This is a genomic window from Providencia manganoxydans (assembly GCF_016618195.1).
Classification (GTDB): Bacteria; Pseudomonadota; Gammaproteobacteria; order Enterobacterales; family Enterobacteriaceae; genus Providencia; species Providencia manganoxydans.
Genome location: NZ_CP067099.1, coordinates 2,869,863 through 2,884,294, shown reverse-complemented (window position 1 = coordinate 2,884,294; position 14,432 = coordinate 2,869,863). Strand labels below are relative to the sequence as shown.

General features: G+C 39.1%; 14 protein-coding genes. 12 read left to right on the top strand and 2 right to left on the bottom strand.

Annotation, left to right across the window (positions count from 1 at the left end; all coding sequences use genetic code 11):
* Positions 1 to 1,236 precede the first annotated feature (1,236 nt).
* The 12 genes from flhD to JI723_RS12900 all read left to right on the top strand — a co-directional run bounded on the left by flhD (position 1,237) and on the right by JI723_RS12900 (position 13,554).
* Positions 1,237 to 1,584 (top strand): flagellar transcriptional regulator FlhD, encoded by a 348-nt coding sequence (flhD, locus tag JI723_RS12955; RefSeq protein WP_070926015.1) that lies wholly within the window; start codon positions 1,237 to 1,239, stop codon positions 1,582 to 1,584.
* Complete coding sequence (gene flhC / locus JI723_RS12950) at positions 1,584 to 2,174, top strand: flagellar transcriptional regulator FlhC (protein ID WP_070926017.1); 591 nt, start codon at positions 1,584 to 1,586, stop codon at positions 2,172 to 2,174. Before flhD ends, flhC begins: the two co-directional genes overlap by 1 nt.
* A 234-nt stretch (positions 2,175 to 2,408) precedes the next feature.
* Positions 2,409 to 3,296, top strand: coding sequence for a flagellar motor stator protein MotA (gene motA / locus JI723_RS12945; protein WP_140181593.1), 888 nt, complete (start codon positions 2,409 to 2,411; stop codon positions 3,294 to 3,296).
* 7 nt (positions 3,297 to 3,303) lie between these two features.
* Positions 3,304 to 4,221: a flagellar motor protein MotB gene (motB, locus tag JI723_RS12940; protein WP_140187181.1), complete on the top strand. Its 918-nt coding sequence runs from the start codon at positions 3,304 to 3,306 to the stop codon at positions 4,219 to 4,221.
* Positions 4,222 to 4,322: 101 nt separating this feature from the next.
* Positions 4,323 to 6,368 (top strand): chemotaxis protein CheA, encoded by a 2,046-nt coding sequence (gene cheA / locus JI723_RS12935; RefSeq protein WP_070926021.1) that lies wholly within the window; start codon positions 4,323 to 4,325, stop codon positions 6,366 to 6,368.
* A gap of 16 nt (positions 6,369 to 6,384) precedes the next feature.
* A complete protein-coding gene (gene cheW, locus JI723_RS12930; RefSeq protein ID WP_070926024.1) occupies positions 6,385 to 6,882 on the top strand; it encodes a chemotaxis protein CheW in 498 nt (165 codons plus the stop codon).
* 239 nt (positions 6,883 to 7,121) lie between these two features.
* A complete protein-coding gene (locus tag JI723_RS12925) occupies positions 7,122 to 8,807 on the top strand; it encodes a methyl-accepting chemotaxis protein (protein WP_070926142.1) in 1,686 nt (561 codons plus the stop codon).
* Between the two features lie 108 nt (positions 8,808 to 8,915).
* The gene (locus tag JI723_RS12920) at positions 8,916 to 10,475 is read left to right on the top strand and encodes a methyl-accepting chemotaxis protein (protein WP_139158642.1); all 1,560 of its coding nucleotides are present in this window, start codon (positions 8,916 to 8,918) and stop codon (positions 10,473 to 10,475) included.
* A 77-nt stretch (positions 10,476 to 10,552) separates the two neighbouring features.
* Positions 10,553 to 11,389, top strand: coding sequence for a CheR family methyltransferase (locus JI723_RS12915; protein WP_272579576.1), 837 nt, complete (start codon positions 10,553 to 10,555; stop codon positions 11,387 to 11,389).
* 5 nt (positions 11,390 to 11,394) lie between these two features.
* A complete protein-coding gene (locus JI723_RS12910; protein ID WP_272579577.1) occupies positions 11,395 to 12,462 on the top strand; it encodes a protein-glutamate methylesterase/protein-glutamine glutaminase in 1,068 nt (355 codons plus the stop codon).
* Positions 12,463 to 12,502: 40 nt separating this feature from the next.
* The gene (gene cheY, locus JI723_RS12905; RefSeq protein ID WP_004918582.1) at positions 12,503 to 12,895 is read left to right on the top strand and encodes a chemotaxis response regulator CheY; all 393 of its coding nucleotides are present in this window, start codon (positions 12,503 to 12,505) and stop codon (positions 12,893 to 12,895) included.
* 23 nt (positions 12,896 to 12,918) lie between these two features.
* Entirely contained in the window at positions 12,919 to 13,554 is a 636-nt protein-coding gene (locus JI723_RS12900; protein WP_272579578.1) for a protein phosphatase CheZ, read from the top strand.
* Positions 13,555 to 13,686: 132 nt separating this feature from the next.
* Here the strand turns inward: JI723_RS12900 and JI723_RS12895 are convergent, their stop codons facing one another.
* On the bottom strand, positions 13,687 to 13,992 hold the full coding sequence (locus JI723_RS12895) for a CcdB family protein (RefSeq protein ID WP_337979425.1): 306 nt from the start codon (positions 13,990 to 13,992) through the stop codon (positions 13,687 to 13,689).
* Complete coding sequence (locus JI723_RS12890) at positions 13,992 to 14,231, bottom strand: type II toxin-antitoxin system CcdA family antitoxin (RefSeq protein ID WP_272579580.1); 240 nt, start codon at positions 14,229 to 14,231, stop codon at positions 13,992 to 13,994. Before JI723_RS12890 ends, JI723_RS12895 begins: the two co-directional genes overlap by 1 nt.
* Positions 14,232 to 14,432: the final 201 nt, after the last annotated feature.

Here is a 14,432-nt window from a genome sequence, read left to right as displayed (position 1 = left end):
GTAAATTGTTAAAATAAAAATAGATAGTAACATAATGTAATAATAACATACTGGCACTAAGGTGTGTCTAATATGAAATCAAATTTCACATTTATTCTGTATAGGTTGCTATAGGATATTGGTTGGAGTTTTCTGTTTCTTTGAGATAACGATAATATTTAACATCAGCTAAAATTAATAAAAAGTATTTTTTCATCTTTAGAGTAGTTTGTCATAATTGTCATAGCATAAATAAGTATAGCTATGTAGGTTGATCATTTCATTAAAAAAAATACCACCTTGTTTATTCTCATTCAGAGTGAAAATACGTTTTAAAAAATAATTAAATAAAATGTTAAATAGAGTAGTGAGTCTTACATATTTTATAAATATCATTATTTCTATACTAAGAATTTTCTTCTTTATGCAGAAATAGGTTACATTTTTTTGAATAGTAGTCGACGGTTAAATTTAGTTTTAACAAGAATCATTCCCCTTCATGAATCATAAGAAAAATTAATCAAAAAATAAGTGGTGTTTATAATGCATATTATCGAATGTGGCATTTTTTTTGCGGTTTTTGATTGAGAAATTTTGAATGAACTGCATTTTAATCACTGAACTTATTGAAAATAAATGGATAAAATTCATTCTGATTTTATAGCTTATCTATTTGATGAGTACTTTGGAGGGGACTTTCTTAATAGTTTTCTTTGATATGGATCAATGTACTGTTTTGTTGGTTATGGTTGGTTGTTTGATTTGTTTTTTCAATAAATAGGCGTAAAGATATTAATTAAATCCTATCATTTGATTTAAGTTGATCTTATGTATCGCGGTTATTTGACGTAAGGAAGGAGAAGATATAGTTATAATGAAGAATTGTTTATGAATTTGTGGATTATGGCCTAAAGAAATAAAAAGAAACATAAGCATCTTGAATAGTTAGTTTTGTGGTGCATAATAAATGCCGACTGAAATTGATATCAGTAAATTCTGACATTTACTAAAATATTTCTTTTTAGTGATAGTTTATTGTTTGTGAGTGTTCAGGAAATAGATTTAATTTAAGTTTTAACTTTTGTGTATTTTATACCTCTTACTGGGTATTCGTTTCATGATTGTATGAAGCGGGAATACAAACAGTTGCCTAGTATATTTTTCTTATTATTAAAAATTAGGTTAAAGCAATACATTTAAGCTCGATGTTTGCTCTATTTGCACACAGATGTAGTTAATATTAAAAAAGGAAAAAAAATGACCTCAACAACAGATTTTCTGAAGCATATATACGATATTAATCTTTCTTATCTGCTGCTTGCCCAAAAACTTATCTCTCAAGAAAAAGCGTCTGCTATGTTCCGACTCGGTATATCTGAATCTATGGCGACTACATTAGCAGATCTTTCTCTTCCCCAATTGGTGAAATTAGCAGAAACAAATCAGCTAATTTGCCAATTTAGATTCGAAAACAGTGACACGATAGAAACGCTAACTCGTGATTCTAGAGTCGATGAATTACAACAAATCCATACAGGCATATTACTTTCAACCCACTTGTTGCAAACGCACAAGGCAAATGAAAATGAAATAGCGAGAAAATAATGAGTAGCATTACTGAAAAAAGTATTGTTAAAGAAGCTAGTGATATCCGTCTCGCGATGGAACTAATTTCTTTAGGGGCGCGTCTCCAAATGCTAGAAAGTGAAACTCAAATTAGCCGCGGTCGGTTGATCCGTTTGTATAAAGAATTACGAGGGTGCCCTCCGCCTAAGGGAATGTTGCCATTTTCAACAGATTGGTTTATGACTTGGGAACAAAATATTCACTCTTCCATGTTTTATAATGCATACCAATTTTTAATTAATACAGGTCACTGCAAAGGCGTTGATGCTATTTTAAAAGCCTATCGCTTGTATTTAGAACAGTGCATGCCATCATCAGAAGAAGAACCTCTATTAGCTTTGACTCGTGCATGGACGCTAGTTCGTTTTGTTGAAAGTGGCATGTTGCAAAGCTCTGTATGTAGCTGTTGTAATGGGTCTTTTATCACTTATGCACATATACCAGAAAACAGTTTTACCTGTAGTTTGTGTCAGCCGCCATCACGGGCAATAAAAAAACGTAAACTTTCCGAACATCCCGCCGATATTACGCTATATCGACAGGGTGGCATTACCAAAGCGGTAATGTGATTGGATTAATTCGGTATACTCTTAATAATTTGAGCTGTAGGTAAGCGAGTAGGGAATGACTGCAAAATGCAGTGAAATCACGGTAGCTAGCCCAATTGGACACTATCAACCATTCGTTAGAGTTATTCTACAACTTAAAATATAACGAGTATAAACAGGTAACGTATGTGCCTGTTATTCCCAATAATTCCCTTTGACTGCCATCTGTTATCTAACTGAGTTGAAGGGAATATTGTGTTAATACTCATCGGTTATATCATTGTTACAGCTACCGTTATTGGCGGTTATTTAATGGTAGGTGGCCATCTAGGGGCACTTTATCAACCTGCTGAATTCGTTATTATTTTAGGGGCAGGCCTAGGTGCATTCGTTGTTGGTAACAGTGGAAAATCGATTTTAGCGTTAATTAAAGTGTTACCACTGTTATTTCGTCGTTCCTCTTATAACAAAGCAATGTCCATGGATCTTATGGCACTGCTCTTTCAGTTATTAAATAAATCACGCCAAGAGGGCTTGTTGGCCCTTGAAAAAGACATTGAAAACCCTCAAGAAAGTGAAATTTTTTCTCAATATCCTCGCGTATTAAAAGATAAAACCACAACTATGTTTATTGTTGATTATTTGCGCTTAATGGTAACCAGTAACTTACAAAGCCATGAAATTGAAGCGTTGATGGATGAAGAGCTAGAAACCTTTCGTCAAGAGAGCGAGGTGCCAGCATCTGGTTTACAAATGGTCGGTGATTCTATGCCTGCATTTGGTATTGTTGCCGCCGTATTAGGGGTTGTTAATGCATTAGGCTCCGCAGATAGGCCTGCTGGTGAGCTTGGCGCATTAATTGCTCATGCGATGGTGGGAACTTTTCTCGGAATTTTAGTGGCTTATGGGTTCATTTTACCTTTGGCGGCTTTGATCCGCTTACGCAGTAGTGAACAACTAAAAATGATGGAATGTATCAAAGTTACTTTTCTTTCGGCATTGCAGGGATATGCACCACAAATTGCGGTTGAGTTTGGACGTAAGGTTCTGTACAGCGTCGATCGTCCTTCTTTTACTGAGTTAGAAGATAAAGTTCGCGAAGTGAAAGTGGGTAATCGCTCACAAACACAGAACGAGGAGTAATTAATCCATGAGAGCAAATAACGCCCATATTATTCGTGTTAAAAAACGGGTTAGTAATCATCAAAATGGACATGGTGGTTCTTGGAAAATTGCCTATGCGGATTTTATGACGGCGATGATGGCGTTCTTTTTGGTTATGTGGTTGATTTCGATATCCAGTCCACAAGAGTTAACTCAGATAGCAGAATATTTTCGTACACCATTAAAAACGGCTATTAATTCAGGTAAAAAAAGTGGTGACGCCACCAACCCAATTCCTGGTGGAGGGAAGGATATTGTCTTTCGTGAGGGCGATATTTTGCCTGAACCAAATAATAAAATTGAGGATGCGGCAAATTATCGCTTTGAAAAATTAAAGCAATCTCTTGAACAAGCCATTCTTAAAGATCCGCGTCTCAATGAATTAAAACCTCATTTGTTAATCGACATGATTGATGATGGTTTACGTATCCAAATTGTTGATAGTGAAAATCGTCCTATGTTCATGGTGGGGTCGGCTCATGTTGAACCCTATATGCGCGATATTTTACGAGCGATAGCACCTCTGCTTAATGATGTTCCTAATCGGATCAGTATTTCTGGTCATACCGATGATTTGCCTTATGCCAATAGTGCCAATTATAACAATTGGGAATTATCAGCAGATAGAGCTAATGCTTCTCGAAGAGAATTAATTGCAGGTGGATTAAATCAAGACAAAATTTTGCGTGTGGTGGGGATGGCATCAAGTATTCATCTCGATAAAAACAATGGATTAGCGCCAATTAACCGCCGTATTAGCATCATTGTATTAAATGATACGGAAACTGCACAAATCCTGCATGAATACGAGGGGGCGACTCCTTTAAATGATGTATTGAAAAAATCGCTACAACAAGTGGATGTAGCGCCAGTTGATGATAAGAAAACCGCGGATGAGGAATAAAACTCAGCGCCGTTATCAATGTTAACAAACTGATTGTCATTGTATGCCTCGAAATGGGTATACAGCATTAAGTGAAACCTAAGCTAAATTGGATGAAAACCATGGATATTACCGAGTTTTATCAAACGTTTTTCGATGAAGCTGATGAGCTACTTAGGGATATGGAACAACATTTGCTTGAGCTCGACCCTTTTGATCCTGATAGCGAACAGCTCAATGCGATTTTTCGCAGTGCACATTCAATAAAAGGTGGTGCTGCGACGTTTGGTTTCACACAGTTGCAAAACACGACTCATACATTGGAAAATTTACTTGATAAAGCACGCCATGATGAATTGACTCTCACGCCTGATATCATTGATGTTTTTCTGGATGCCAAAGATGTTATGGCTTCGCAATTAGAGGCTTATAAAAATGACTCATTACCCGATGAAGAGACTTTTAAACGTATTTGCGAAGTCCTTGGGCGAGTTGAACAAACAGCAGAAGAGGTGATAAGTCAGGAGCTTCCATTACCGCAGTCTATGCAAGCCGAGACAGTTGCCGCGATAGCTGATGATTATTCATATTATGTCATCATCACATTGACTCAATTAAAAGCGAATGAAGTGGATTTACTTACGGATGAGTTGGCCTTATTCGGTTCTTTGTATCACACCCAAAAAACAGAAGACAGTCTAGTTGCATGGCTTGGCACGAATACCACTATTGACGATATTTGTGGGGTTCTGTGTTTTGTGGTTGATGGATCACAAATTACCCATCAGAGGGTGGATGCACAAACTTGCTTAGCTTATTTACCATCTTCAAATAATGTAGGTTCTGATGAGGTGAAAAGCGAACAAGCTGCGGAGCTTGAAGTTAATAAAATAGCAAGCACAGCCAGTAAGGAAGCATCGACTACTCCACGTAAGACTGCGCCAGCAAAAACAAAAAATGATTCAAGTAGCATTCGAGTTGCCGTTGAAAAAGTTGATCAGCTTATTAACTTAGTGGGCGAATTAGTCATTATTCAATCGATGTTGACGCAACATAGTCAGCAATTGGATCATAATGAGTATAGCGATTTATTAAGTTCCATTGTCCAATTAGAACGTAATTCACGAGCACTGCAAGAGTCAGTGATGTCGATTCGCATGATGCCGATGGATTATGTATTTAGCCGTTTCCCTCGAATGGTGCGTGATATAGCCACAAAGCTGAATAAAAAAATTGAGCTCAAAGTGGAGGGAAGTGCGACGGAGCTTGATAAAAGCTTAATTGAACGGATTGTCGATCCGCTTAACCACCTTGTTCGCAATAGTCTTGATCATGGTATTGAAAAACCAGAAGTGAGAATAGCAAACGGCAAACCTGAAACAGGGACATTAACTCTCTCTGCTTCACATCAAAGTGGCAACATCTGTATTGAAGTACGTGATGATGGTGCAGGATTAAATCGCGAACGCATTCTCGCCAAAGCACGTTCCCAAGGAATGAGTGTCCATGATGGAATGAGCAATGAAGAGATTGCGATGTTGATTATGGCGCCTGGTTTTTCTACAGCTGAAGTTATCACTGATGTTTCTGGCCGTGGCGTAGGCATGGATGTGGTTAAACGTAACATTCAAGACATGGGCGGGCGTATACAAATAGGTTTTACCGAGGGTAAAGGAACTATTATTCGTATTTTGTTACCTCTGACCTTAGCAATACTTGATGGTATGTCAGTAAAAGTTTCGGATGATGTATTTATTGTTCCACTCAGTGCAATTATCAGTACATTACAACCACGCCAAGAAGATATATATCGTCTTGCTGGCGAAGAAAAAATGTTATTAGTTCGTGGTGAGTACCTTCCATTAGTTGAATTACATCAAGTCTTTAGTATCAAAGGCGCAGAGTCAGATTTATCCAACAGCATTGTGCTGATTATTCAGCATGCAGGGCATCGCTTTGCATTGCTGGTGGATAAATTAGTTGGGCAGCAGCAAGTGGTTGTGAAAAATATTGAAAGTAATTACCGCAAAATTCCGGGTATTTCGGCTGCCACGATCATGGGCGATGGTTCTGTTGCGCTTATTTTAGATGTTGCAGAGTTACAAAAAATGAACAACAGCATTTTGCTTAAAAAAAAGCAGCAAAGTGCACAACCCGTTATGCACTAAATAGAGGCTAAACACCATGTCAATGTTGGATGATGATTTAAATAAACTGGAAGAAGAAAAAAATGGAGAAGGTTACCTTATTTTTACTTTAGGTGAAGAAGAGTATGGTATTGAGATCTTAAAAGTGCAGGAAATTCGAGGCTATGAACAAGTCACTCGGATTGCCAATACGCCGGATTTTATTAAAGGCGTGACGAATTTAAGAGGCGTGATCATTCCAATTATTGATTTACGAGTAAAATTCTCCCATCAAAATATCACTTATAACGATAATACGGTGGTTATTGTTGTAAATTTAAAAGATAGAGTTGTGGGAATAGTAGTTGATGGTGTTTCTGATGTGCTGGTTTTAAATGAAGAACAAATCGCAGCACCGCCTGATTTTGCCGTAACTTTATCCACACAATATTTAACGGGTCTTGGAACCGTAGGCGAACGGATGCTGATCCTTGTTGATATTGAAAAATTATTAACCAGTGATGAAATGGCGCTCATTGATAGTATGACAGAATAAGAACTTACGTAAAATGATGCAGTTAAAGCTTTAATATTGTGTTAGGTATAACGGTAAATATTAGTAATAACATTCACTTGTGAGGTAGGCCGTGTCCGCATGGCCTACTTCATTCATTTGTATATTAATTGAGTCGCGATAAAAGAATTCGCCGCACAAATATTCCACTCATCATGGCTAAAGTTTTTAGCCATGAGACCGATATCAAAATAACAATAACATTATGTCAGTACAACCTCATGCACAGTCGAATTAAAATCGTATCAGGACTTTTGTCCGTTATTTTTATCTTTATTCTGTTGCAATTAATATCCAGTGGATTGATGTTTAATAAGCTGGGGGATAATAGCGACAGCATTAATTATTTGAATTCACTTCAACGCCAGAGGCAACTATTAACGGAAAGTTGGGTTAATTTATTGCAAGCACGCGCTAATCTAAATCGATCCGTGAACGCTTTGCTATTAGAAGGTCGCGATTATCAAGATGATGCTAATGCAGATGATTTAATTAAAGCAGCAGCTCGTAATTTTAAAGCTGCTGATTCAGCTTATCAACGCTATAACAAGCTAGTGGAAGAGACTAGCTATGATAAAGCAAAGTTTGAGCAGTTGTTTTTAACTTACGAAACCTACCGCAATGCGCTAGTTCAACTAGGCGAATATGCGCAAAAAGGGCAGCTTGATAAATTCTACGCACATCGTACATCTGGACATCAAATTCAATTTGAAGAGCAATTTAATGCTTATTTTGCTGATATCTCATCTGATTTTCAGAGTGAAGTGCAACGTGCAGATGCCAATTATCGCCAGTCTTTATATTTAATTATTGTCTTGTCTATCATATTGGCACTGATCGGTTTCCTGAGTTACCGCTATGTTCGTAAAGGTATTATTGAGCCATTAGGGCTATTAATTCAGCGTATTAATGTTTTTGCTGCTGGTGATTTAACCCCGACAGTTGATACAAAGTCCACCAACGAAATTGGTGAGCTGGCTCGTGGTGTTGAACATATGCAGCAAGAGTTGATTAATACTGTTCGCGGTGTGCGAGATGGTAGTGAAACTATCTATCAAGGTACGAGTGAAATTGCTGCGGGTAATAATGATCTCTCCGCACGTACTCAAGAGCAAGTCGCGTGTTTAGAAGAAACGGCGGCGAGTATGAGTGAGCTGACTGCCACAGTTAAGCAGAACACAGAATATGCACATCAAGCGAGTGAATTTGCTAGCCAAGCCTCTGCAATTGCTAAAGAAGGCGGAAAAGTGGTCTCTAACGTAGTGAATACTATGTTGAATATCGCAGATAGTTCGCAAAAAATTTCAGATATCACTGCGGTCATCGATAGCATTGCTTTCCAAACCAATATATTAGCACTCAACGCAGCCGTTGAAGCAGCAAGAGCAGGGGAACATGGTCGTGGTTTTGCTGTAGTTGCTGATGAGGTGCGTAACTTAGCCCAACGTAGTGCGAATGCAGCCAAAGAAATAAAAACCCTGATTGAAGATTCTGTTTCAAGAACTGATACCGGAGCTCGCCAAGCAGAAGATGCAGGTGAAACAATGACTAAGATTGTTGAATCTGTCACTCGGGTAACAGACATTATGTCGCATATCGCTTTGGCTTCAGATGAACAAAGCAAAGGTATCTCTCAAGTGAGTATTGCTGTTGCTGAAATGGATAAAGTGACACAGCAAAATGCCTCATTAGTTGAGCAATCAGCGGTTGCCGCCAATGTATTGGAAGAACAGGTAGCCAAACTTGCGCAACTCATTGCTATTTTTCGCTTACCTGCGATGAAACAAAAAGATTTACGAATGACGGAGCCTGCGGCAAGAACGATTTCAAATATCGTCAAAACGCCAGATCTGAAAAAAATATCATCGAAGGATCACCAAGATGATGACAATTGGGAAACTTTCTAAAAACTCAGACCAACGCGGCCACGTTTTATCGTTGGCAGCGTTTCTGTGCGTACTGCGAGAGTGACAGCAGAGCATAGAAGTTCTAGCTGGCATATGTGGGGATAAAAAATGAAGAGTATTCGAATTTCAGTCAGTTTATATCTGCTCCTTGTGATGTTTTGTGGAATGCAAATTCTATCGAGCGCCCTGTCATTAGGGATCGTGTCGAGTGAGCTTTCTTCTTTAGAGCGCATAGATCTTGGTTCTAAAAAGCGTGATTTACTGGAAAAAACCTATGAAGATCTCATGCAGGCACGTAGCACACTCACTCAAATAGTGGTGCACATCAAAGTTAATTCAGATGCCACCAGTATTGAACAAGCTAAAGAGGCTTTTGATGAGTTTTTACGTCAATCAGCTGGCGATTATGAACAATTTAAAGCTCAACCATTGTTAAGTGAGCAAGAAAACTTAGCTGCGATTGAAGAAAAGTATCAAGCGTTTGTGGTTATTTTAAAACAGCTTAGAGCATTGATTGATAACAATGATATTCCAGGCTATGTGGCATTACCTGCTCAACAACACCAAGAGCAAATGGCAAAAGCACTTGATGAGTATATGGATATTTTAACCACAGATAGCCAAAACTCCCTCGATTCTGCCAATTTTTATAACAAAATTGCTTGGATTATGTTTTTTGCTGTGACATTCACCATTTTAGCTGTCTCTGGTTTCGCGCACTTTTGGATGAAGCGTAAAGTGATTTATCCTCTCATTAGCATGAGTGATCATTTTATGAGATTGGCTCAAGGGAAATTGAATCAAGATATTCGTGTTACCTCTCGTGATGAAATTGGTGAAGTTTTTGAACAGTTAAAATTAATGCAAGCGTCACTGGCCACTTCAGTGACCACTCTGAGGACCAATACGGATCAAATGTATACCGGTATTCGCGAAATTGCTTTGGGTAATAACAACTTATCATCTCGTACTGAGCAGCAAGCCGCTTCATTAGAAGAGACTGCTGCAAGTATGGAAGAGCTAACAGCAACCGTGAAGCAAAATGCGGATAACGCACGTCAAGCAAGTGAATTAGCGATATCTGCATCTAAAACAGCAACAAAAGGGGGGGACATCACCGTTGATGTGATTGACACGATGACCGCGATTTCCCATAGCTCGCAAAAAATCAGTGCAATTATTAGTGTGATTGATGGTATTGCCTTCCAAACAAATATTTTGGCATTGAATGCTGCCGTAGAAGCTGCACGCGCTGGTGAACAAGGGCGTGGATTCTCCGTTGTTGCGGGGGAAGTTCGTGCCTTAGCACAACGGAGTGCGGAAGCGGCAAAAGAGATCAAAACATTGATTGATGAATCGGTTGGTCGTGTTAATCAAGGCTCTCAGTTGGTGAATGAAGCAGGACAAACAATGAATGAATTGGTGGCCGCAGTTAATCAAGTCACTGAACTAATGGGAAATATTGCTTCTGCATCGAATGAACAAAGCCGCGGCATTGAGCAGGTTGCTACTGCGGTGAGTCAGATGGATCTCGTCACACAACAAAATGCTGCCTTAGTTGAGCAGTCAACAAGTGCGACGGCTGCATTAGAAGATCAAGCCAATAATTTAGTCGATACGGTCGCCTTTTTTGACATATCGGAATCGAAAAGTGTTCGTGTTAATTAATGATTATTGCTGGAGTTAGCCATTAAGCAGTCGGCTATCGGCTGCTTTTGGGTTTCTATCAAATAGGACAAGGTACGATGCTTTTTTCACCACAAGTAGAACCATTGACCGATGAAGAATTTGGTCGGGTTTGTCGGTTTATCCACAAAAAGTCGGGCATCGTTCTTACCATGAATAAGAAAAACATGGTGTACAACAGGCTGCTCAAACGGTTACGTGACTGTAAGGTTAATAATTTTGCTGAGTATTTACGCCTACTTGAACGTGAACCTTTACATCCGGAGTGGCAAGCTTTTGTCAATGCACTAACAACTAATTTGACTGCATTTTTTCGGGAGCCGCACCATTTTGTGACGTTGAGTGAGTTTGTTCGTGCTCGTAAAAATAGCAATATCAACATCTGGTGCGCTGCTTCTTCGACCGGTGAAGAGCCTTACTCTATTGCGATGACATTAAGTGATGTGCTTGGCGCACAAGCGATGAATGCAAAAATTATTGCAAGCGACATTGATACCGAAGTACTTGATAAAGCGAAGACAGGTATTTATCGAATTGAAGAGCTAAAAAATCTAACGGCAATTCAGCGCCAGCGCTACTTTATGAAAGGAGTGGGTGATTTTGAAGGCTATGCCCGTGTAAAACAATCACTTAGAGATATGATCGAATTTAGATTTTTAAACCTAACGGATGGTGACTGGCAGCTTCAACATCGTTTCGATGCTATTTTTTGTCGCAATGTCATGATCTATTTTGATAAAGACATGCAAATCAAACTATTAGAGCGGTTTGCTCCATTGCTTAAACCTGATGGTTTACTGTTTATTGGCCACTCAGAAAATTTATCACAATTATCACAACATTTTGTAATTAAAGGACAGACTGTCTATAGCCTACAACCGACGAGGAAGGGGTGATGGTGATGGAAAAAATTAAAGTGCTTTGTGTTGATGATTCAGCGCTGATGCGCCAAATCATGCGTGAAATTATTAATAGTCATAACGATATGATGGTTGTTGACACAGCACCTGACCCTTATGTCGCGCGCGATTTAATCAAGCAACATGAACCAGATGTGATCACTTTGGATGTGGAAATGCCACGTATGGATGGCATTGATTTTTTAGAAAAATTAATGCGGTTACATCCTTTACCTGTTGTGATGGTTTCTACGCTTACTTCTAAAGGATCTGAAGTCACTTTAAAAGCATTAGAGCTAGGTGCGGTTGATTTTGTGACTAAGCCACAAATTGGTATTCGCGAAACAATGATGAGTTACCGTGATGTGATTGGTGAAAAGATCCGTGCCGCAGCGATGTCGAAGATCACTCGTCGTAGTCGTTTTGTACGTAATGATAAAACGGCTAATGAGCCAGCGAAGTTGGCGAAGCCACTTTCATCTTATGTTTGTCATAGCCGAGTGATTGCTGTTGGTGCCTCAACTGGAGGAACGGAAGCGATACGTCAATTATTAGAAATGCTACCGTCCGAATGCCCACCGATTGTGATCACCCAACATATGCCAGCAGGCTTCACTCGTTCTTTTGCTGAGCGGCTCAATAAGCTGTGTGCTCTCACAGTGAAAGAAGCGGAGCACAATGAGCCTTTACAAAAAGGTTTTGCTTATATAGCTCCCGGTGATTCACATATGTTGGTTATTGATAACGGACATGGTTACCACATTCGCTTGCAGCAAACAGAGCCTGTAAACCGTCATCGCCCTTCAGTAGATGTCTTGTTTGACTCTGTTGCCAAATGTGTAGGGCGCAAATGTGTAGGTATTTTATTGACGGGTATGGGAATGGATGGCGCAAAAGGCATGCTTAATCTGCGCCAACAGGGTGCGGTGACTTATGCACAAAACGAAAGTAGCTGTGTGGTATTTGGTATGCCACGAGCCGCGATCGAATTGAATGCGGTAGATGAAGTGCAAGATATTGCCAAAATTGCCCCAAGTGTTTTGGCTCGACTTTCAACTGTATCTGCATAGCGGCTACAGAATTTATTATTGTCTTTTTGAAGGAGTGGTTATGGCCGCTAAAGATCTGAGTTTTTTAGTTGTGGATGATTTTTCTACTATGCGACGTATTGTTCGTAATTTATTAAAAGAATTAGGCTTTAACAAAATAGAAGAAGCAGAAGATGGGGTCGATGCATTAGAAAAAATTCGTGCTGGTCACATTGATTTTGTGGTTGCCGATTGGAATATGCCAAATATGGATGGATTAGAATTATTAAAAACTATTCGTGGTGATGAAGCGCTAAAACACATTCCAGTTTTGATGGTAACGGCTGAAGCAAAAAAAGAAAACATTATTGCTGCCGCGCAAGCAGGGGCAAGTGGCTATGTGGTGAAACCATTTACTGCGGCGATATTAGAAGAAAAATTAAATAAAGTTTTTGAAAAGATGGGGCTGCAATAAACGCACCTGTCTAGGAGAGTGTGATGACTGAACAAACATTAACGGCGAACAATTCGGGTAATGAAGACCTTAAGCAAGTCATTACTCGAATTGGTACCTTGATGAGAACGCTACGCGAAAGTATGCGTGAACTGGGCCTTGAAAAAAGTGTTCAACAGGCTGTGGCAAGCATCCCTGATGGTAAAGATCGCTTACGTTATATCGCGCAAATGACGGCTCAGGCGGCAGAAAAAACCTTAAATGGTATTGATGTTATGAAGCCACTTCAGGTAAAAATGCATGCGGATGCAACGGCATTGCAGCTACAATGGAAAAACGTCAATAGCGAGAAAATTACACCTGAATTACATCAATCTACGCAAGCTTTTCTTAGTCAAGTTATTGATGATAGCAATACTACTAAGGCGGAATTGCTAGAAATCATGATGGCTCAAGACTTTCAGGATCTCACTGGCCAAGTGATTAAGAAAATGATGGAAGTGGTTGAAGAAGCTGAAAAACAGTTATTGGCTTTGTTAATGGAAAATACGCCGCCAGAAATGCGGGTGAAACAACAAAATGACAGTTTGCTGAATGGACCTCAAATCAATAAAGAAGGCGTGAATGTTATGGCTTCACAATCTCAAGTTGATGATTTATTAGATGAATTAGGCTTTTAAATAGCATATCCCCTTGCATAGGTGCTGCGAGGGGGCGCACTTCATTAAAATTAACATAAAAAAAGCACAACCTTATCGTTATCAGTAAATAATCGTTAACGTATATGATGGGTTATGGGATCTTCAGCTCTCTTAAAAACCATCTATAAGTAGGTCAATGGCTTTTTTTATGTCATCTCTTTGATCTGTAAAATCTGCAACCATTTTATCAAGTAACGAATGAGGTACTGATGCCATCTGATGCGTCATTAATACATAGGGGCGACCCTCGACTAACAGCGTTGGGTTCAGCCGTACAGGTAATGCGTGACGAACTAAACTTCTATCAAACAACGGAATGACTAGCGGAGTATTAAGCCTATCAATGAGGTCGCTTTGTATATCAAGTAAATATGGGGAATGGCTATTTTCACGGTTTTGATAGAGATTAAATTGCATTAAAACTCCTTGTATTTGTCCGACAGTAATCCGTATTCATCATTGATACGATTGAGTTCATCAAAACCCGCCGTGTTTGCTTGTTTCCACTCCAGTGCTTTTACTTTTTTCAACTCCATAATCAATGCCTTAGTTAAAATGGCTGAAAAGTTTAAGTTAGCGTTTCTTGCTTGCTGATACAGTTCAGGAGCAACGGTGACGCTTACCGTTTTTTTCATTCTATTTGCAACCGTACTCATAATCGCCTCAGATTACATGTGTATTTACCCGTGTAATATAGCATGGCCTGTTGCTTACGTTAGACTTTAACCTTCCATTTTGCTGTTTTTCAGCTCTTTTGCATTACTGTTTTTCGATTTGCGTAGCCACTCGCAATACTGATGTTGTTTTGCTCAATTGGCAAATAACCCTTGCGAACCTTATCTATTTTCCAGCATTGA

Coding starts and splice junctions, on each gene's coding strand:
- cheA (WP_070926021.1), top strand. CDS start 4,323: ATGGATATTACCGAGTTTTATCAAACGTTTTTCGATGAAGCTGATGAG.
- JI723_RS12915 (WP_272579576.1), top strand. CDS start 10,553: ATGCTTTTTTCACCACAAGTAGAACCATTGACCGATGAAGAATTTGGT.
- JI723_RS12920 (WP_139158642.1), top strand. CDS start 8,916: ATGAAGAGTATTCGAATTTCAGTCAGTTTATATCTGCTCCTTGTGATG.
- cheY (WP_004918582.1), top strand. CDS start 12,503: ATGGCCGCTAAAGATCTGAGTTTTTTAGTTGTGGATGATTTTTCTACT.
- JI723_RS12895 (WP_337979425.1), bottom strand. CDS start 13,992: ATGCAATTTAATCTCTATCAAAACCGTGAAAATAGCCATTCCCCATAT.
- JI723_RS12900 (WP_272579578.1), top strand. CDS start 12,919: ATGACTGAACAAACATTAACGGCGAACAATTCGGGTAATGAAGACCTT.
- JI723_RS12890 (WP_272579580.1), bottom strand. CDS start 14,231: ATGAGTACGGTTGCAAATAGAATGAAAAAAACGGTAAGCGTCACCGTT.
- cheW (WP_070926024.1), top strand. CDS start 6,385: ATGTCAATGTTGGATGATGATTTAAATAAACTGGAAGAAGAAAAAAAT.
- JI723_RS12910 (WP_272579577.1), top strand. CDS start 11,395: ATGGAAAAAATTAAAGTGCTTTGTGTTGATGATTCAGCGCTGATGCGC.
- motB (WP_140187181.1), top strand. CDS start 3,304: ATGAGAGCAAATAACGCCCATATTATTCGTGTTAAAAAACGGGTTAGT.
- flhD (WP_070926015.1), top strand. CDS start 1,237: ATGACCTCAACAACAGATTTTCTGAAGCATATATACGATATTAATCTT.
- JI723_RS12925 (WP_070926142.1), top strand. CDS start 7,122: ATGCACAGTCGAATTAAAATCGTATCAGGACTTTTGTCCGTTATTTTT.
- flhC (WP_070926017.1), top strand. CDS start 1,584: ATGAGTAGCATTACTGAAAAAAGTATTGTTAAAGAAGCTAGTGATATC.